The organism is Terribacillus saccharophilus, assembly GCF_046592595.1.
Classification (GTDB): domain Bacteria; phylum Bacillota; class Bacilli; order Bacillales; family Amphibacillaceae; genus Terribacillus; species Terribacillus saccharophilus_C.
Window position 1 is genome coordinate 148,695 of sequence record NZ_JAWVPF010000003.1, and the last position, 18,841, is coordinate 167,535.

19 protein-coding genes are annotated in these 18,841 nt (G+C 45.9%); 3 read left to right on the forward strand and 16 right to left on the reverse strand.

The genetic code is table 11. The annotated features are described in order from the left end of the window. Positions 1-6: 6 nt before the first annotated feature. The 6 genes from SFC25_RS05775 to SFC25_RS05800 form a co-directional block, all read right to left on the reverse strand. Positions 7-2,223, reverse strand: coding sequence for a RelA/SpoT family protein (locus SFC25_RS05775; RefSeq protein WP_411214357.1), 2,217 nt, complete (start codon positions 2,221-2,223; stop codon positions 7-9). Positions 2,224-2,390: 167 nt separating this feature from the next. Further along, on the reverse strand, positions 2,391-2,906 hold the full coding sequence (locus SFC25_RS05780; protein ID WP_411214358.1) for an adenine phosphoribosyltransferase: 516 nt from the start codon (positions 2,904-2,906) through the stop codon (positions 2,391-2,393). Then, complete coding sequence (gene recJ / locus SFC25_RS05785; protein WP_411214359.1) at positions 2,896-5,241, reverse strand: single-stranded-DNA-specific exonuclease RecJ; 2,346 nt, start codon at positions 5,239-5,241, stop codon at positions 2,896-2,898. Before recJ ends, SFC25_RS05780 begins: the two co-directional genes overlap by 11 nt. 57 nt (positions 5,242-5,298) lie before the next feature. Continuing rightward, positions 5,299-5,682, reverse strand: a complete 384-nt coding sequence (locus tag SFC25_RS05790) for a LapA family protein (RefSeq protein ID WP_411214360.1) — start codon at positions 5,680-5,682, stop codon at positions 5,299-5,301. 86 nt (positions 5,683-5,768) lie between these two features. After that, positions 5,769-8,027, reverse strand: coding sequence for a protein translocase subunit SecDF (gene secDF, locus SFC25_RS05795; RefSeq protein WP_411214361.1), 2,259 nt, complete (start codon positions 8,025-8,027; stop codon positions 5,769-5,771). Between the two features lie 154 nt (positions 8,028-8,181). After that, positions 8,182-8,478, reverse strand: coding sequence for a post-transcriptional regulator (locus tag SFC25_RS05800; protein WP_411214362.1), 297 nt, complete (start codon positions 8,476-8,478; stop codon positions 8,182-8,184). A 119-nt stretch (positions 8,479-8,597) separates the two neighbouring features. On the opposite strand from SFC25_RS05800, the gene spoVB reads away from it, so the two are divergent. Then, positions 8,598-10,145: a stage V sporulation protein B gene (gene spoVB / locus SFC25_RS05805; RefSeq protein WP_411214363.1), complete on the forward strand. Its 1,548-nt coding sequence runs from the start codon at positions 8,598-8,600 to the stop codon at positions 10,143-10,145. A gap of 6 nt (positions 10,146-10,151) precedes the next feature. On the opposite strand, the gene SFC25_RS05810 is transcribed toward spoVB, so the two are convergent. Next, complete coding sequence (locus SFC25_RS05810; RefSeq protein WP_411214364.1) at positions 10,152-10,817, reverse strand: DUF421 domain-containing protein; 666 nt, start codon at positions 10,815-10,817, stop codon at positions 10,152-10,154. 106 nt (positions 10,818-10,923) lie between these two features. On the opposite strand from SFC25_RS05810, the gene SFC25_RS05815 reads away from it, so the two are divergent. Then, a complete protein-coding gene (locus tag SFC25_RS05815; RefSeq protein ID WP_411214365.1) occupies positions 10,924-11,295 on the forward strand; it encodes a TIGR04086 family membrane protein in 372 nt (123 codons plus the stop codon). Between the two features lie 34 nt (positions 11,296-11,329). Here SFC25_RS05815 and yajC read toward each other — a convergent pair whose 3' ends face one another. The 7 genes from yajC to SFC25_RS05850 form a co-directional block, all read right to left on the reverse strand. After that, positions 11,330-11,593, reverse strand: a complete 264-nt coding sequence (yajC, locus tag SFC25_RS05820; RefSeq protein ID WP_038561613.1) for a preprotein translocase subunit YajC — start codon at positions 11,591-11,593, stop codon at positions 11,330-11,332. 16 nt (positions 11,594-11,609) lie between these two features. After that, entirely contained in the window at positions 11,610-12,746 is a 1,137-nt protein-coding gene (gene tgt / locus SFC25_RS05825; RefSeq protein ID WP_374076741.1) for a tRNA guanosine(34) transglycosylase Tgt, read from the reverse strand. A 29-nt stretch (positions 12,747-12,775) separates the two neighbouring features. After that, the gene (gene queA, locus SFC25_RS05830) at positions 12,776-13,804 is read right to left on the reverse strand and encodes a tRNA preQ1(34) S-adenosylmethionine ribosyltransferase-isomerase QueA (protein ID WP_411214366.1); all 1,029 of its coding nucleotides are present in this window, start codon (positions 13,802-13,804) and stop codon (positions 12,776-12,778) included. Between the two features lie 22 nt (positions 13,805-13,826). Continuing rightward, on the reverse strand, positions 13,827-14,027 hold the full coding sequence (locus tag SFC25_RS05835; protein WP_411214367.1) for a DUF2905 domain-containing protein: 201 nt from the start codon (positions 14,025-14,027) through the stop codon (positions 13,827-13,829). Next, positions 14,024-15,025 carry a Holliday junction branch migration DNA helicase RuvB gene (gene ruvB / locus SFC25_RS05840; RefSeq protein ID WP_411214368.1) on the reverse strand — a complete coding sequence of 334 codons (1,002 nt, stop codon included), beginning with the start codon at positions 15,023-15,025 and terminating at the stop codon, positions 14,024-14,026. The genes SFC25_RS05835 and ruvB overlap by 4 nt, the downstream gene beginning before the upstream one ends. A gap of 12 nt (positions 15,026-15,037) precedes the next feature. Next, positions 15,038-15,652, reverse strand: coding sequence for a Holliday junction branch migration protein RuvA (ruvA, locus tag SFC25_RS05845; RefSeq protein ID WP_095226826.1), 615 nt, complete (start codon positions 15,650-15,652; stop codon positions 15,038-15,040). 119 nt (positions 15,653-15,771) lie between these two features. Continuing rightward, positions 15,772-16,257: a BofC C-terminal domain-containing protein gene (locus tag SFC25_RS05850; protein ID WP_411214369.1), complete on the reverse strand. Its 486-nt coding sequence runs from the start codon at positions 16,255-16,257 to the stop codon at positions 15,772-15,774. A 164-nt stretch (positions 16,258-16,421) separates the two neighbouring features. On the opposite strand from SFC25_RS05850, the gene SFC25_RS05855 reads away from it, so the two are divergent. Beyond that, complete coding sequence (locus SFC25_RS05855; protein WP_411214370.1) at positions 16,422-16,631, forward strand: hypothetical protein; 210 nt, start codon at positions 16,422-16,424, stop codon at positions 16,629-16,631. Positions 16,632-16,670: 39 nt separating this feature from the next. On the opposite strand, the gene SFC25_RS05860 is transcribed toward SFC25_RS05855, so the two are convergent. Then, positions 16,671-17,873, reverse strand: coding sequence for a SafA/ExsA family spore coat assembly protein (locus tag SFC25_RS05860; protein ID WP_411214371.1), 1,203 nt, complete (start codon positions 17,871-17,873; stop codon positions 16,671-16,673). Positions 17,874-17,962: 89 nt separating this feature from the next. Next, the gene (gene pheA, locus SFC25_RS05865; RefSeq protein WP_411214372.1) at positions 17,963-18,826 is read right to left on the reverse strand and encodes a prephenate dehydratase; all 864 of its coding nucleotides are present in this window, start codon (positions 18,824-18,826) and stop codon (positions 17,963-17,965) included. Positions 18,827-18,841: the final 15 nt, after the last annotated feature.

The window sequence follows — 18,841 nt, forward strand, 5'->3', positions numbered from 1 at the left end:
ATTTCTCTATTGCAGCATTCTTGTAACTGTATAAATATCTTTGATTTGCTTGATCCGCTCTACGATTTTCCGAAGATGACCGATATTGTGAATCAAGATGGTCAGGTGGATTGTTGCTAGTTTATTCCGGTCGGATTTTCCGTCGACAGCAGTAATCTGTGTTCGCGTCTCATTGACTGCCTGCAGCACTTCATTCATCAATCCATGTCTGTCAAAAGCAGTAATCTCCAAGTCTACATGATACTGCTTCGAAATGGTTGCATTGTTTTCCCAATCGACTTGAAGCTTACGTGTTTGAGCATCTTCCGTCTGCATATTCGGACAGTCGCTGCGATGGACAGAAACGCCTCTTCCCTTCGTTATATAGCCGACAATTTCATCACCTGGTACCGGATTGCAGCATTTGGACAGACGAACTAGCATATTATCAACACCCTCGACACGTACCCCGGAATCCCGCTTGCGGCTTGAAGCAGCGGATTTGGACGCACTTGCCATCTTCGCTGTTTCGATCGTCTTCTCCATCACTTCTTCTTTTTCATACTGACGGCGCAGGCTCTCGGTAAGTCTGGTGGTAATCTGAGCTGCTGTTATACCTTGGTAACCAACAGCTGCATACATATCTTCTTCAGATGTGAAGTTGAATTTCTCGACTACCTTGCGAAGGTTGTCCGGCGTAAATACAAGCTTCAGATCGAAGCCAGACTGCTTGACTTCTTCTTCGACTAGCTCCTTGCCTTTGGCTACATTCTCTTCCCGGCGCTGTTTCTTGAAGAACTGTTTGATCTTATTGCGAGCATGCGTAGTCTGGGCAAGCTTGACCCAGTCCTGAGATGGTCCATAGGAATGCTTGGAAGTCATCATCTCCACAATATCGCCATTCTTCAGTTTATACTCAAGCGGCTCCATCTTACCGTTAATCTTCGCGCCAACCGTATGGTTACCCACTTCTGTATGGACTCGGTAAGCGAAATCAATCGGAACAGAACCCGAAGGAAGTTCGATCACATCGCCTTTTGGTGTGAACACATAAACCATGTCACTGAAAAGGTCGAGCTTAAGTGATTCCATGAATTCCTCCGCGTTATCCGATTCATTCTGGAAATCAAGAATCTCACGGAACCATGTCAGTTTCTCTTCAAATGATTTTTTCTGTGTGCTCGTGTTCAGCTGTTTGCCTTCTTTATATGCCCAATGGGCTGCGATACCATATTCTGCGATTTCATGCATTTCTTCTGTACGAATCTGCACTTCCAGCGGGTCGCCTTTTGGTCCGATGACAGTCGTATGCAATGATTGATACAAATTGAGTTTCGGCATCGCAATATAATCCTTGAATCTGCCAGGCATCGGCTTCCAGCATGTATGGATCACACCCAGAACGGCATAACAGTCCTTGATGCTCTTTACAATGACTCGAACCGCAAGCAGGTCATAGATTTCATTGAACTGCTTATGCTGATATTCCATTTTCCGGTATATACTGTACAAATGCTTTGGCCGTCCGAATATATCGGCATCGATATGAATATCACTAAGCTGGCTGCGAATCTGATCCATTACGTCGCCAATGTAGCTTTCCCGTTCATCGCGCTTTTGCTTCATCAGGTGGACGATTCGGTAATACTGCTGCGGATTCATATAGCGAAGTGCCGTATCCTCCAGTTCCCACTTGATCGTGCTGATCCCCAGCCGGTGAGCAAGCGGCGCAAAAATTTCAAGCGTCTCATTGGAAATCCGGCGCTGCTTTTCAGGTGACAAATGCTTCAGCGTACGCATATTATGCAAACGGTCAGCCAGCTTGATCAGAATAACCCGGATATCCTTTGCCATCGCAACGAACATCTTCCGGTGATTCTCAGCCTGCTGGGCCTGTTTTGACTTATATTTGATTTTCCCAAGCTTGGAAACACCATCAACGAGCATTGCAACTTCCGCATTGAAGGCCGCTTCCAATTCTTCGACCGTAACCGGTGTATCCTCCACTACATCGTGCAGGAAGCCGCCTGCAATTGTTTCAGCATCGAGTTCAAGATGAACTAAGATTCCCGCCACTTGTACAGGATGGATAATGTAAGCTTCACCGGAACGGCGGAATTGTCCTTCATGCGCTTTTTCGGCGAACTCATACGCTCTCCGGATAAAATCTATATGCTCGTCCGACAGATATCGGGCTGCTTCTTGAATGACCTCTTCGGCCGTGAGAACTTTTTCCTTTGGCATCTCTTTAGCTAAACTCCTTCTCATCGTCTGCATAAGCGACGAGGGTTCTAAACTGTCACATGTTATTTTTATAAGCTTAACAAATATCCAATCTATTCGACAAGTATCTGTTTCTTAAAATGAAACAAAGAGTGCCCCGAAAAAGGGCACTCCAGTTATGTTCGATATTATTCGTAGCTAGTCAGTGTAAGTACATCGTAACCATCAAGCTTATCTCTGCCGTCCAGATATGACAGTTCTACGAAGAACGCACATCCGACAACAATGCCGCCTAATTCTTCAACAAGCTTGATTGTTGCTTCGATTGTACCGCCAGTTGCAAGCAGGTCGTCCGTGATGAGGACGCGCTGTCCTGGTTTGATTGCATCTTTATGGATTGTCAAAACATTCTCGCCGTATTCAAGTCCATAAGCGACTTTGATTACTTCACGAGGAAGCTTGCCTTCTTTGCGGACAGGGGCAAAGCCGATATCCAATGCATAAGATACTGGGCAGCCAACGATGAAGCCGCGAGCTTCAGGACCGACGATCAAGTCCACATCTTTATCCTTAGCGAATTCCACGATTTCATTTACCGCTGATTTATAAGCCGGACCATTATCCATCAAAGTAGTGATATCTTTGAATCGGATACCCGGTTTCGGCCAGTCCTCTACGACTGTGATATATTTTTTATAATCCATTTACTGCTTCCTCCTCGATAACTTCCCCGCGTTCAAGTACGCGCTCCAGCCACGCTTTCAATTCTTTATAGCCGGAATAATATAAGATCTTCTCTACTTCTATCGCTTCCTTCAATCCCTGGTAGACCTCGGAGTCAGCCAGATCACGTTTGGAAGGATTTGGGCTGATTGAAATTTGATCCTTATCTAGTTTAACAAATTCCAGCTCAAAAAACACGTCGGAAATAAACTTGGTCCTTTCCGGACTCCAGCCCCTGCTGTTTTTCAGATAATCTTCGAGCTGGCGATAAAGCATTGTCTTCTGCTTCAGTACAAGGGCATAAAATATCTTAAATTGGTCACGATCCGGGAACCCTTGAAGATAGGCATTCTCCTTGACGTCATAACAAGCATAAATTAAATCTGGCTGTATATGCTGCAAGACATACGCAAGATCTGCCAAACGGCGGGGCAGGTCAGCGAGTATGACTGCCTTGGTATTGCCGGCCGCATTTGCAAGCCCTTCTGTTTCAAAATCAAGTACGCGAATTTGATCAGACAGCCAGCTTAAATCCGTATTCGGCCGGAACCGTACGACAGCTGTCTCTTCTGCGTCTTTGATTTGGACGACTTTCTGCAGCTGTCTGCTGCCTCTATGATCAAATAACTGCCAAGAGCGGATTGCCACATCTTCAATCAAAATCTGCGGTCTTTGTCTTCCGTTCCATTCATTGATAGACAATTCTCCGACAACTTCCAAATCATCTGCCGGAGTGAGGAATGGATAAAGCTCTCCTTGTCCGAAACATACACCATCCAACTGTACGCTGTCTTCTGCGAATACGAACTTAAGATGGTTTTTATTTGCTCCGATGAGCTTAACTTCCCGCATTGGTGACGTAAGCTTGACGAGCGGCTTTGGATTTTGCATTCCAAAAGGCGAGAGCTGAGCCATGTCCCGTATCAAATCGATCGATACATCACCGACGGTAACAGACAAGTCGATGGCAAGCGTTTGTTTGAAATCTTCCGCAGAGAGCGTTTCTGCTGCCATTTGATTCAATGCTTTTCGAAGCTTGGGCAATTGTTCCAATTCCAATGTCATCCCAGCTGCTTGAGAGTGTCCGCCAAAAGCGACGAAGTGGTCGCGAACTTGCATGCAATGATGGAATAAATCAAACGCATCTATGCTTCTGGCAGACCCTTTTGCCGTACCTTTTTCCGGATGGATCGCAAGCACTATCGCAGGCCGGTCGAAAGTACGCACCAATTTAGAGGCCACAATACCAAGAACCCCTTCGTTCCAGCCTTCTTTGGCAACGACGATGACATGACTGCTGTCTTCAGCAGACTGTTCCCTAACCATTGCTTCTGCTTCTTTGGCTATTTTAGCCACGATATTCTGTCGTTCCGTATTGAGTGATTGTATTTCCTCTGCCATTTCAGCAGCTTCCTCGTACGAAGCTGCAAGCAGCAGTTCAACAGCAAGGTCGGCATCCTGCAATCGTCCAACAGCATTGATGCGCGGACCGATTTTGAAACCGATATCCTCTTCCGTTACAACACCATCCAGTCCGCAGCTGTCCCTCAGCGCGCGGATTCCAGGCCTCGTCGACGCTGCGATCGCCTTTAATCCTTCTGCAGCCAGCACCCTGTTCTCATCTACAAGCGGCACCAAATCAGCAATCGTTCCGATCACAACAAGATCAAGCAGCTGCTTTGGGAAATAGCCTAGTAAATAATGTGCCAGCTTAAAAGCGACACCTACTCCTGCGAGCTCATGGAAAGGATAATCTGGCGAGCATTTTGGATGTACAACTGCGATAGCTTCAGGGACTGCTTCCTGCACTTCATGGTGATCCGTGATGATAAGATCGATTCCGATTTGTTTTGCTACTTTTGCTTCATGGTTCGCAGCAATACCGGTATCAACTGTCACAATCAACTGATAACCATTGTCCTTAGCAGCTCGGAAAGCTGCCTCGTTCGGTCCGTACCCTTCTGTAAATCGATTCGGAATATAATAATCACAGTCCGCTCCCAGTTCCCGTAATGCTTCCAACAAAACTACAGTGGATGAAACACCATCTGCATCATAATCTCCGAAAACCAGAATTTTTTCACCCTGCTCCACTGCAGCATGGATACGTTCCGCTGCAACATCTATATCAGAAATAAGTTCCGGGCTGTGTAGGTCCTCAAGAGACGGATGAAGGAACCGTTTTGCAGCCTCGACCGATGTAATTCCGCGCTGTATGAGCAGCTGCTCCACAAGCGGAGAAACACCTAAGCCCATCGGCTCGTAGGCTAAAGGGCTGCTGCTATTATCCTTCCATCTCATTCTGCTTTCCAACATAAAAAAAGACCCCCTAACCAAGCTATTATACTAGAGCCTGGTCAAGGGAGCAATGTGTTATTGCCTGTATTCATCTCTTATCCGTTCGGATGTTGGATACGTATTCGTTGTCGGATCGGAAATATTTGTCGTGGGACGTTCCAATTCTTCATGTCCCTGTTCCGCACGTTTTTCTTGAAGTTCCGTTATTTCAGCTGCTTTTTTATCATTATCCTTACGTAAAGCGCGTACTTCCCTATTTAGCTTGAACATACGCAACCCTCCTACAGATGCTGTAATCAAGACGCCCATCAAAACGGAGAACAGAATGATCAGGATTAGCGGGGCGGAACCTGTTCCGAATAAATAGTCCACCTGCACGCTGTCTACGTTGATAACTGCGAATACTGCAATAAGTACTGCAAAGATGACTGCTAGAATGATATACCATTGTGCCTTCATTTGCTGGCTCCTTTCTAATGCGGCTACTCTTTACATTCCCTATTTCAAAAAAAATAACCCCCGTATTTACTACGGGGGTCCTCCAATCAGACTTGAGGTCCTTCCACTTTCTTTTTCTCTTCATGGATGATTGGATTTTTTTCAATATTTTTGCCGCGCCATACGAGCCACAGCTGCGAAGCAAGGAACAGGGATGAGTATGTCCCCGCTGCTAAACCAATTATAAGCGCAATGGAGAAGTTAGCGATTGATGCCGCACCGAAGATCCAAAGAATGATCGCTGCGACGATGACTGTCAATACTGTGTTCACACTTCGCACAAGTGTCTGTAACAAGCTGTCATTCACAATCTTGGCCAGCTCATCGAACGTTTTGACTTTCCGTTTGATCCGGATATTTTCTTTGATCCGGTCAAAGGTAACTATCGTATCGTTGATGGAATAACCAATGATCGTCAGAATTGCCGCAATGATCGTAATGTCGAATTCCAGCCTTGTAATACTGAATACTGCCAGAATAAAGAAGGCATCATGCAGTAAGGCCAGGATAGCTGTTGCAGCAAATCTAAACTCGAATCGGATCGTGGCATACAGCACGATACCTATTGAAGCGAATATGACAGCATACAATGCATTTTTTGCTAGTTCTTTTCCAATTACAGGAGATACGGTACTGATGCTCGGTGCATCTCCGTATTCATCCTGGATGCTGCTCTTCAATTCGTTCTCTTGATTTTTTGTGAGTGTATCATCAAGTCGGACAGAGGCGTGTTTGCCATCAGCTGAAAGCTGTGTTTCTCTCGACTCAAAGCCGAAGTCATCAAACTTCTGCTCTACCTGTTCTGTTGTCAAAGCTTGGTTGGAATCGAATTCCACACGTGACCCGCTCGTAAAGTCGATACCAAGATTCAGCTTGAATGCACTCAAGCAGATGATCCCGGCAATCGTAAGGGCGATAGAGAAAGCGAAATACACTTTTCTGTGTTTCACTAGGTTCAGTTTCAAACCGTAGAAAGTGACTTCACGCTCTTCTTTGTCATTCAGTTTGCGGATATTTTTCTTCGATACACCGAACCAGCCTGGCTTTTTATCGAATGCACGGCTTTTCACCATCAAACTAAGCAAAGCACGTGATCCATAAACAGCGGTGAAGAAGCTCAATAGAATACTGATGATCAACGTCGTTGCGAAACCTTTGATGGAGCTCGTTCCGAAGATGAATAGAACGATACCCGCAATCATCGTAGTCAAGTTGGCATCGGTAATTGTTGCCAATGAGTTCTTGTTACCAGCTTTATAGGCAGCTTTGAGTGACTTGCCTGTTTTCAGTTCATCTTTAATCCGTTCATATGTGATGATGTTGGCATCTACTGCCATTCCTATACCCAAAATTAATGCTGCAATTCCTGGAAGCGTCAGAACAACGCCTAATAAATCAAATACAAGAATGTTTAGATAAGCAAAAACTGCCAATGTGATGGATGCAATCAAACCTGGAAGTCTGTAATAGACGATCATGAACAGCAGAATAAGAGCGAATGCAATATAGCCTGCAAGCATTGTCTGGTCAAGTGCTTCCTGCCCGAATTGAGCTCCTACTGAGTTGGAATACACTTCATCCATCTTCACAGGAAGTGAGCCAGCATTCAGCAGATCCGCAAGTTCCTGCGCACTTTCTACTGTGAAGTTACCTTCGATCTGAACCGACTTACTATTGATAGTCTGAGAAACTGCAGGAGCAGAGATGAATTTTTGTTCATCCTCAGGCTTTTGTGCTTCCTCTTCATAAGAGTCCCCATCCTCATAATCCAGCCAAATGACCAGACGGTTTTCCGGGAATGCACGCTGAGAAAGTTCACTCGTCACTTCACCGAATTTAGAAGCGTCTTTCATATCGACCGTGACAAGCGGCTGATTCGTTTGCGGGTCGAACGCCTGTTTCGCACTGCCTGCCTCGATATCTGTACCATTCAGATACTCTTTATCTTCTGTATCACGAAATGATAGATTCGCAGTAGTCGATAGCATTTCACGAGCCTGTTCCTGGTCCTTCACACCAGCAAGCTGGACGCGAATACGGTTCGGCTGCTCGATATCAATGCTTGTTTCACTGACACCCAAGGAATCGACACGCTCGTTCAATGCCTGCGCTGTGGCATTCAGCGTTGCCGTATTCACTTCGTCCCCTTCTTCCAGCGGACTAACTTCATATAGTACTTCGAATCCGCCCTGCAGATCGAGTCCTAAGTTTAAATCATTTGCGATTCCTTTAATCGTCGTTCCCATCGCTCCCAAAAGTAATAGGACGATCAAGAAGAAGGCAACAATTCTGCCTCTTTTCACCATGATGCAACTGCCTCCCATTTTCCGTTCAAACGGAAACCTAATATGCTGCAGATGTTGTCTGCAATACCATTACATGTATGTACATGCTGTGCTTGTCCGTCAAATACTCACATAGTATAGAGAACATGATACAGCACTGTCAACTTCACCCTGATCAGGATAGACCATTGATCGCTGCGATAGATGCCATCAGATCCTCATCTTCCTCGTATACTGACATTGTCAAGTATCCCATATAAACCGATACATTCAGCTGCATGATATCAGCGACTACTTCATATAGACGTTTTGGCTGATCATTCTCTTTCTTCCAAACCTTTTTCTCCATACAGCTCCAAATATCCGCAGCAGACGCTTTATCATAGCCAAGCAGGTGAAATTCTTCCTTCTTGCTGATCACTGCAGGCATCACTTCCGACTTCCACTCGTTCACTGTCTTTGTTTCGTACACGTTTCTACCTCCTAAAACAACTTGCCTTGTTCTGTACAGGCTAGTCATGCTTGGCCATATCTCATGCATACATTTAATTGTAGCCGAAAAACTAACATTTGAGAAGGCAGGTTGTCGATGTGACAAAGCAGACTTTCCTAAAAGGGGCACTCATTCTGATTGCTGCCAGCTTGATCACCCGCTTCCTTGGATTCGTGAACCGGATTGTCGTTGCACGTGTCATGGGAGAAGAAGGGATTGGTCTATACATGATGGCTATGCCGACATTGTTTCTGGCAATAGCTATCACACAATTTGGTTTACCGACCGCTATCTCCAAGCGGGTAGCCGAAGCAGATGTACGCGGAGACAACGATCAAATCAAAAAAATTGTCGTCGTCTCCCTGACGGTTACACTGAGTATCAGTATTGTATTTGTTGGAGTTCTTTACTTAGCAGCTCCATTTCTTGCTGATAAACTGCTGAAAGATGCACGTGTTATTTATCCCTTGCTGGCAATCGGACCCATCATTCCGATCTTGGCAGTGGCTGCGGTACTCCGAGGGTATTTTCAAGGCAAACAAAACATGAAGCCGCAGAGCTTTTCCCAAGTGATTGAACAAATTGTCCGGATTAGCTGTACTGTCTTTCTCGTAAAATTCTTTTTGCCTTATGGAGTGGAATTCGCTGCTCTAGGGGCGATGATTTCTGTGTTCATTGGAGAATTCATTTCATTGCTCTATATGTTTTATCAATTCAAACGAAAAAAGACCGTAAAAATACGATCTCATTTCTTTACTGCCCTAAAGGGAGGCAAACAGACATTAGAGCGTCTATTCTCTATTGCTTTACCAGCCACTGGCAGCAGGCTGGTTGCCAGCGGCACCCATTTTCTTGAGCCAATCCTTACTGCCCAAAGTCTCGCCCTGGCCGGAGTCGGCACGGCAATGGCAACCAGGCAATACGGAGAACTTACTGGTTACGCACTGCCCCTATTGTTTTTACCTACTTTTATTACGAACTCTCTCGCAACAGCTCTGCTGCCGTCTATCAGCGAGGCAAATGAACAGAACCGGCACCAATTCGTCCATTATCGGATACACCAGGCAATCCGGCTAAGTTTTGCCTCAGGTGCAATAGCAACGGTCATTCTGACTGTATTCGCAGGGCCTATCCTCCATTATATGTACGGAAGCGAGAATGCGGAGCGATTCATTCTGCTCATGGCGCCATTTTATCTTATGATGTATATCCAAATGCCGCTCAGCACCGCGCTTCAAGCACTTGACGCAGCCAAATCTGCAATGTGGAATACCATCATCGGCGCAGGTGTGAAAATAATCCTGCTCGTCTCATTGGCTTCCAATGCGAAGTTTGGCATTATCGGAGTGGCTATCAGTATGATCGTCACAGTTGTTTTGATTACACTATTGCATTTGATCTCACTCTCACGTGTGGCTGGCTTCCGGCTATCTATGAAGGAACTCGGCCAAATGCTTGGTTTGCTCGGATTAACAGCTTTTACTGCGCATCTATTGAAGGGAATATTCGCCAGCTCATTATATAACCTTCCATCATTTCTATTACTGCTTTTCATTCTAACGATTCTCTATCTGTTGTTCATGTTAAGTTTTGGTTTTATAACGAGAGATGAAGTAAAGCAATTCATGTCCCGAAAGAAACGGTAATTAGTGTCAGCGTTCATCTTTTCGGTCAATGTACCAATTGTGATCTTGGTCGAGGGTACAATACGAGATACGCTGTATATCAGGGTGGCCATGACGCTTCATCTCACCGCGGAGCCAAGATGCAGATTTATCCAGGGTATCTAATCCCTTTTGCTGTATTTCGCCGTCAATAATCAATGGCTGGACAAATCCGCTGCTGCCATCATCTGTATCCTGCTTTTCGAATACAGACAACTCACCGGATGTCTCCAGAATAGCAAAATCAACATCTTGTACACTTTTCGTCCCCTTTTCTCTCAGCTGCTGCTGGAGATCAGAAAAACTGTAACGCTGCTTGCGCATCTCATGCTCGTCTATCTTCCCCCGGGAAATAATGACAGATGGCTTTCCTTCCATGAAATCACGCATCTTAGGAAATTTCAAAGAAAGAAGTGCCGTGCCTCTTTGTATAATCAAGAGTATAACCATCGGTACGATAAAGTGAAGCAAATGACTGCTTGGGTCTTCGATGGAGAACACAGCTATTTCAGCTAACATCAAATAAACAACTAAATCGATGATACTCAGTTCACCTATCTCGCGTTTTCCCATAAGGCGGAAAATAATAACGATGACTATATAAGAAAGAAACGTTCTTCCTATAATGGACCATTCCAATGCATCCAACAACATGCCTGCCTCCTTTTTGTTTATTTTGTGTAAGAGTACTAGTTCTATTCGTTCTTAATTTGGATGGACGAGCATACAGTAGCCATATAGACATGCTGGAGGGATCTTTGTGAAAAGAAATGTACAAGCAATATTGTATGGCTGGATTACCGTCTTTGCACTGCTGCTATTCATCAGCTTCACACTGGCATTGCTGCTTCGATTCACGGAAATGGGAGAAGGTATGCTCGACTGGACAACCCTCGGAGCTGGAGTACTCAGTTTATTCATCGGTGGTTTCATTGCTGGGGTGAAAGGCGAAGATAAGGGTTGGATGCTCGGCGGAATGACCGCAATCGGCTTCTCCCTATTCATTCTTCTCTATCAGTATCTCGGTTATCAAGTGGGATTTTCCGGTACACAGCTGCTGACGCATGGCGGGTTTCTAGCAGCTGCACTTGTCGGAGGTATGATTGGTGTCAACATTAAAACAAGCACATAAAAAAGACAGGAGAGAAATCTCCTGTCTTTGTCTTTTACACTTCTGAAGGTTTAACGTCACGGATCGCGTTACGATCAAACGTCAATTTGCTGCCGTCATCCGTAGTCAAGACTACAGATGCCTCGTCTATAGCATGCACCTTACCATGTAAACCACCGATGGTAACGATGCTGTCTCCTTTTTTCAAGCTAGACTGCATTTCTCTAACCTGTTTCTGACGCTTCTGCTGCGGACGAATCAACAGGAAGTAGAAGATGACAAACATTAATACAATCAGTATTAAACTTTGAATATTCATTCACTGCTCCCCCTTTCTAGAAATTCTTCGCGTTCGGCTTGTTGAAACCATAACTTTCGAAGAATTCATCTCGAAAATCGCCAAGTCGATCTTCTTTGATCGCCTCTCTGACTTTCCTCATCAATTCTATCAGAAAATGCAAGTTATGGTAAGTAGTAAGCCTAAATCCGAATGTTTCGTTACATTTGATAAGATGGCGAATGTAAGCGCGTGAATAATTCTTACATACCTTACAATCACAATTCTCGTCGATAGGGCCGAAGTCACGAGCATATTGCGCATTACGGACAACGAGACGGCCCTTGGATGTCATACATGTTCCATTACGTGCAATCCTGGTCGGAAGCACACAATCAAACATATCGATGCCGCGGATAGCACCGTCAATCAAGGAATCTGGTGAGCCAACACCCATCAAGTAACGCGGCTTATCCTGCGGAAGCCATGGAGTGGTGAATTCCAGCACACGGTTCATGACGTCCTTTGGTTCGCCTACAGACAGACCGCCTACAGCATAGCCAGGGAAGTCCATACTGACAAGATCTTGTGCACTCTGTTTACGAAGATCCTCAAACTCCCCTCCCTGTACAATACCAAATAGGCCTTGTACATCCGGACGAGCATGTGCAGTCAAACAGCGCTCTGCCCAACGGCTTGTCCGCTCTACTGATGCCTTCATATAATCATATGTCGCTGGATACGGCGGACATTCATCAAATGCCATCATAATGTCACTGCCAAGCGCGTTCTGAATCTCCATCGCTTTTTCAGGGGAAAGGAACAGCTTCTCTCCGCTAATATGATTGCGGAAATGCACGCCTTCTTCCTGAATGTCACGAAGATCACTCAGGCTGAACACCTGGAAGCCGCCCGAATCTGTCAGAATAGCTCCATCCCAGTTCATGAACTTATGCAACCCGCCTGCTTCGCGAATGATTTCATGTCCCGGACGAAGCCATAGGTGATAGGTGTTTGATAGAATAATATTCGCGTTAAGTTCGGTTAATTCCTCCGGACTCATTGTCTTTACCGTTGCCAATGTTCCTACTGGCATGAATGTAGGCGTCTCGAAACTTCCGTGAGGTGTATGTACGATTCCGAGCCTTGCGCCTGTCTGCTTATCTTGTTTAATGAATTCATAACGAATTGCCATATTATAGTAATTCCCTTTCTGTTATCAATCTATACGAGCAGCATTGCATCGCCGAAGCTGAAGAAACGATAACGTTCTTCTACAGCAGTCCGGTACGCATCGAGGATGAAGTCCCGCCCTGCAAATGCACTTACTAGCATGATCAATGTGGATTTCGGCAAATGGAAATTAGTAATCAAGCCATCTATAGCCCGATAGGTGAAACCTGGATAAATGAAAATATCCGTCCACCCGCTTGCTGCCACGAATTTCCCATCATGGTCACGCGTGATTGTTTCCAATGTTCGTGTGGATGTCGTTCCGACCGAGATGATCCGTCCGCCGTTTTCACGGATCCGAGTCAGCTGATCTGCTGTTTCCTGTGACATCTGATAGAATTCAGCATGCATTTCGTGTTCCTCTATTGATTCCACACTAACTGGACGGAACGTTCCCAATCCAACGTGCAGTGTAATGAACGCGATTTCCACACCTTTTTCCTGGAGACTCGCAAGCAGCTCCTTTGTAAAATGAAGCCCTGCTGTCGGAGCAGCAGCCGATCCTTGTTCCTTAGCATAAACAGTCTGGTAACGCTCCTGATCGGGAAGCTGTTCCTTGATATATGGAGGCAAAGGCATTTCTCCAAGCTGCTCAAGCACTTCATAGAATATGCCGTCATACTGGAACTCAACAATCCGGCCGCCATGCTCAAGCAATTCCTTGCACACAGCTTTTAGTTTACCGTCACCAAAGCTAAGCTCTGTACCAACTTTGACTTTCTTGGCCGGTTTGACCAATACCTCCCAGCTGTCACCTTCCACTTGCTTCAATAAAAGAATCTCCACTTTTGCCTGTGTGTCCTTCTTGATACCATACAATCGTGCCGGAAGCACACGCGTATCATTGAGGACAAGACAGTCACCTGCTTTAAGATAGTCACCGATATCAGCGAAATGACGGTGCTCCATTGTCTTCTCTTCTTTATTTAGAACAAGCAGCCTCGACGCTGTCCGATCCTGAAGCGGCGTCTGGGCGATTAGTTCTTCTGGTAAATGAAAATCGTAATCCTGTATATCCATACCTGTTAACTCCTAGTCTGTATCAGCGAAATTTGTTGAAAAGGAACAAAATGAGCGACAGCACGATACTTACTAAGATTGATGTCACAATCGGGAAGTAAACTGTCGTGTTCCCTTTCTTGAAAACGATATCTCCTGGCAGTCTGCCAATAAACGACATAATGATACCGATTATAATACACACAACGCCTATAAGAATAAAGATTTTTCCAATGCCGGTCAAGCCTTTGGCACCTCCCGGTTGAAATGGGCATAGGCAAGCGGTGTCACAACGCGTCCGCGCGGTGTACGTTGTATAAAACCAATTTGCAGCAAATACGGTTCATATACATCCTCAATCGTCTGGGACTCTTCCCCGATTGTCGCACTGATCGTATCCAGTCCGACCGGACCTCCGCGGAATTGATCCATGATAGTTGTCAGCAGCTTATGATCAATATGATCTAAGCCTTTTTCATCGACTTGCAGTTGATTTAGCGCTGCATGGGTTGTCTCTTGCGTAATATAGTCTTCCCCTTTGACCTGGGATATATCGCGCACCCGTTTCAGCAGCCGATTGGCAATCCGGGGTGTCCCCCTCGAACGCAATGCCACTTCGTTGGCAGCGGAAGGTTCAATCTCTACATCGAAAATGACGGCTGTACGCTCTACAATGCTGGCCAAATCTTCGGTATTATAAAATTCAAGACGGCTTAGCACGCCAAAACGGTCTCTTAGAGGTGCAGATAGCAATCCTGCTCTCGTTGTCGCGCCAACCAGTGTGAATGGCGGCAAGTCAAGACGCACACTGCGGGCGCTAGGTCCGGTTCCAATTACAATATCCAAAAAGAAATCTTCCATAGCCGGATACAAAATCTCCTCGACAGCTCGCGGCAAACGATGGATTTCATCGATGAACAGTACATCGCCTGCTTCAAGCGAGCTTAAAATCGCTGCCAAGTCTCCTGCTTTTTCAATAGCCGGACCACTCGTTGCCCGGAAAGAGACTCCCATTTCATTGGCAATGATTGACGCCATTGTTGTTTTCCCAAGACCAGGAGGCCCATACAGTAAAACATGGTCGAGCGGCTCATCACGCATCTTAGCTGCCTCAATAAAGATAGCCAGATTTTCCTTCGCTTTATGCTGACCGATGTATTGCTTTAAGGTGGACGGACGCAGACTCAGCTCGATTACTTCGTCCTCCTGTTTCAATTCGTTCGTTATCATGCGATCTTCCATCTTCGCACTCCTTTATTTCTTTTGACTTAACAAAGCCAAGCCTTTCTTGATCAAGTGATCCGCACTGTCGCTGTCTTCTTTTTTCAGCTGCGGCAATATTGCCTTGATCTCCCGCTCCTGATAGCCGAGAGCACGCATCGCATCCTCTGCATCTGCCAATGCAAGACGTTTCTTGGATGTATTGCTTTCTGTTCCCGCAGACGCTTCAATGGCCGTAAGTGAAACCATATAAACGAGTTTGCCCTTCAAATCAAGCACCATCTGACGTGCTGTTTTCTTACCGACACCCTGGAAGCTTGTCAGGAACTTGTCATCTTCCCGCTCGATTGCAGCGACAAATTCCTCCACATTGACACCTGCTAGGATCTGCAGGGCGTTTTTTGGTCCGATACCTGATACTCCAAGCAGTTTTTGGAACAAGAATTTGTCTTCTGTATTTTTAAACCCGAACAATGTCTGTGCATCCTCCCGTACATAATGATATGTATGGACCAGTGCCTCCTTGCCTTCTTCCATTTGGAATTGGAAAGGGTTCGGGCAGATGATTTCATAACCTACACCGTGTGCCTCTACAAGCACCGCTTCTTCTGTAATTCCAGTAATCTTGCCTTTCACATACGCTATCATGCTGTTTCTCCCCTACCTGAATCAAATAACTAGCTTCTATTTTACCACACAAGCGTATGTTCGTATAAGGTTAAAGGCGAAAAACAGGAAAAGGACCTCCCTCTCCTGAGGGACGATCCTTAGCCTGGCATCGGTGCTATATCGTTTTTGGAGCGGAATGCTTCCAGGACATCTTCATATACTTCTCTTGATTGAATTTTGATTCCTTCCTCAAGCTCTTTCGCTTGATGGCTCTCCAGCTTACCTTTATTTATTTGATAGAAAGATTGGATTGCCTGTTGATCGATTGGACGGCCTTCAAATATCGTAAGCTTCCCTTTGTAGATACCGAAATAGCCATTCTTTTTTAATGAAGGTGAGATATCCATCACATCCTGTTTGAATATAACCAAACCTTCTTTCTGGGAAACAAGCTGCCAATCATGATAGGTCGACCAGAAATCTTCCATTGCATAGATTTTCTCTTGATGGGCAACCTCCGTGTGCTTGCCATCAATGTATTGACGCTGCAGTATAACCTTCACTTCTACTGGATCTGCAGCCTGCGCTGTCATACTTGGAACCACTAAAAGGAAAAGCAAACAAAAGACTACGAAACGCCTCATGATCTTCCACCCCTATTCCGTTGCATTTGCTCTCATTTTTTCCTGCTAGGGCTTCTTTATCCGGTTTTTTTGAAAAAATTTTATTTTGACCCACACTTTTTAGGTTTTCTTTTCGATTATATGTGGTAAAGGTCTAGAAAGTTAAAAACAAAGGCGGGATATAAGTGAGAAACACTGCGCAGCAAAAGTACCTCCACTACGTGGAAGCGAAAAGCGAAGCAAACATGGCGAGCGTTTTCTCAGAGGAAAAAGCGACCTTGATACTTAGAAATCACATCCAGCACGCCGGCTTGTCCAAAGCAGAAGTACTCGCTATGGAGGATAAGTATCGCCAGGATATGCACCGCATTTTCGAAGAACATGGTATATTATAAATGAAAGCCCCTTCAGCGAGTGAAGGGACTTTTTTTATGTCATTTATCTTCTTGTTCTTCTCCCGGCAGATCATGGGCAGGTGAAGGTTCATAGAAATCGGCAAGAGGCTGCTGAACACCGTACGGATCCCTATATTCAGGCTGTGCTTGCGTAAACTCTGGTACTGCTGTAAAAGGAATATCCGGTCCGCAACAAGAGCGCATCGTCGCTGGCGGGTAGGAATACGGCGCTGCTTGATTTTGAGGGCTATAAGGGACTCCCATTTGCTGACCCGGCTGACCTCCTTGCATTCCCCAGTCACCCTGCATTTGCTGGCCTGGCTGACCTCCTTGCATTCCCCAGTCACCCTGCATTTGCTGGCCTGGCTGGCCTCCTTGCATTCCCCAGTCACCCTGCATTTGCTGGCCTGGCTGACCTCCTTGCATTCCCCAGTCACCCTGCAGCTGCTGGCCTGGCTGACCTCCTTGCATTCCCCAGTCACCCTGCAGCTGCTGGCCTGGCTGCATTCCTTGCATGCTCCAGTCACCCTGCATTTGCTGACCTGGCTGACCTCCTTGCATGTTCCAGTCACCCTGCAGCTGCTGACCTGGCTGCATTCCTTGCATGTTCCAGTCACCCTGCAGCTGCTGGCCTGGTTGCATTCCTTGCATGCTCCAGTCACCCTGCATTTGCTGACCTGGCTGCATTCCTTGCATGTTCCAGCCTCCATGCTGCGGCATACCGCCATATCCTGGCTGCTGTATCAGCCAGCTTCCGTGCTGTGGCTGCTGCCAAATACCTTGTTGCGGCTGATAAGATGGAAACCCTTGCAGCTGCTGATCTGGCTGCATTTGAGTAATTGGCTGCATAGGAAGCGCTCCCGTATAAGCCTGCTGCTGCGGCAAATTAGGATAAGATCCTCCGCCTTGACCTGGCATCGAGATTTGCGGCATCTGCGGCATGATTGGATATGGAGCAGCAGACATGTCATCCTCTTGAATAGGTGGTGTATCATGAAACGTCGGAGCAGGTGTTTGCTGTCCAGTGTTTACAGGAGGTGTGCTTCCTCCAGCTTCAGAGCGGAGAACCGCTTCTTTTTCTACCACTTTTGCTGTTGATGGTATTTTCAGCTTCATCCCTGGCACTGCAAGTTCCGGCTCACGGATATGCCCGTTTAATTCTCTTAATTCATCAAAGCTGACACCATATTTTCTCGCGATACTCCACATTGTATCGCCTTTCTGTACAATATGAATCTTCAAAACTGAAACTCCCCTTTCATGAACTCACGCACTACTTCACCATCATATGCATCACATTCGAAAAGGTTGAAATAGAAAAAGCCGGCACGCTATAAATTCGCGCCGGCTTTTTTCTCATATTGATGAATCGGATAACTTCCAAGTACCGTGAGACTGCAGCCTAAAGCCGCAAGTTCCTGCTGGACACCTTGGAAAAGAACATCCTCCGCTTCACACGTAACATCCATAATAAAGAAATAATTCCCCAGTCCTGTTTTCATCGGTCTGGATTCAATTTTCGACATATTGATCTTTCGCCAAGCAAAAGCTGCCAATACTTGATGCAGCGCACCTGCGTAGTCACGAGGAAGCGTTACGTACAAGGATGTTTTTCTGTTGATCCCTGAAACGATTGTTTCCGGTACTTTCGCTGCCGGGTCCGCCAAAATGAAGAAGCGTGTATGATTATTCGCGTAATCATGGATATCTTCTTGCAAAATCTTCAGCCCGAACTCTTTTGCAGCCAGCTCATTGCCAATAGCCGCTGCAGACTCCTCCATTCCAGCAACCATCTCAGCCGCTGTTCCAGTGGAAGAAGTGGCATGGGTGATTGCTTGCGGGAGCTTTGTATGCAAAAATTGATGACACTGTGCAATCGCATGACTATGGGAGTACACCGCTTCAATTTCACTTAACTCCAACTGATGCTTTGTCAGTAAGTGCTGCCGTATCGGAATGACAATTTCACCGACAATCGGCAGTTTTGCTTGATGGATCAGATAATCCATCGTGATTGGTACTGTACCCTCAATCGTATTCTCGACTGGAACGACACAATAGTCCATTTCCCCATTTGTGACAGCATCCATGCATTGCGGGATCGTGGCATAGCTGTATGCTTCTTCACCTGGGAATAAAGCATCTACAGCCATTTTCGTGAATGTTCCCTTTGGACCTAGATAACTGATTTTCATCTTCCTCTGCTCCCT

Excerpts from the sequence above, each read along its gene's own strand:
- SFC25_RS05775 (WP_411214357.1), bottom strand. The coding sequence starts at position 2,223 with ATGCCAAAGGAAAAAGTTCTCACGGCCGAAGAGGTCATTCAAGAAGCA.
- SFC25_RS05780 (WP_411214358.1), bottom strand. The coding sequence starts at position 2,906 with ATGGATTATAAAAAATATATCACAGTCGTAGAGGACTGGCCGAAACCG.
- recJ (WP_411214359.1), bottom strand. The coding sequence starts at position 5,241 with ATGTTGGAAAGCAGAATGAGATGGAAGGATAATAGCAGCAGCCCTTTA.
- SFC25_RS05790 (WP_411214360.1), bottom strand. The coding sequence starts at position 5,682 with ATGAAGGCACAATGGTATATCATTCTAGCAGTCATCTTTGCAGTACTT.
- secDF (WP_411214361.1), bottom strand. The coding sequence starts at position 8,027 with ATGGTGAAAAGAGGCAGAATTGTTGCCTTCTTCTTGATCGTCCTATTA.
- SFC25_RS05810 (WP_411214364.1), bottom strand. The coding sequence starts at position 10,817 with ATGTTGTTGGATGCATTGGAATGGTCCATTATAGGAAGAACGTTTCTT.
- yajC (WP_038561613.1), bottom strand. The coding sequence starts at position 11,593 with ATGAATATTCAAAGTTTAATACTGATTGTATTAATGTTTGTCATCTTC.
- tgt (WP_374076741.1), bottom strand. The coding sequence starts at position 12,746 with ATGGCAATTCGTTATGAATTCATTAAACAAGATAAGCAGACAGGCGCA.
- queA (WP_411214366.1), bottom strand. The coding sequence starts at position 13,804 with ATGGATATACAGGATTACGATTTTCATTTACCAGAAGAACTAATCGCC.
- ruvB (WP_411214368.1), bottom strand. The coding sequence starts at position 15,025 with ATGGAAGATCGCATGATAACGAACGAATTGAAACAGGAGGACGAAGTA.
- ruvA (WP_095226826.1), bottom strand. The coding sequence starts at position 15,652 with ATGATAGCGTATGTGAAAGGCAAGATTACTGGAATTACAGAAGAAGCG.
- SFC25_RS05850 (WP_411214369.1), bottom strand. The coding sequence starts at position 16,257 with ATGAGGCGTTTCGTAGTCTTTTGTTTGCTTTTCCTTTTAGTGGTTCCA.
- pheA (WP_411214372.1), bottom strand. The coding sequence starts at position 18,826 with ATGAAAATCAGTTATCTAGGTCCAAAGGGAACATTCACGAAAATGGCT.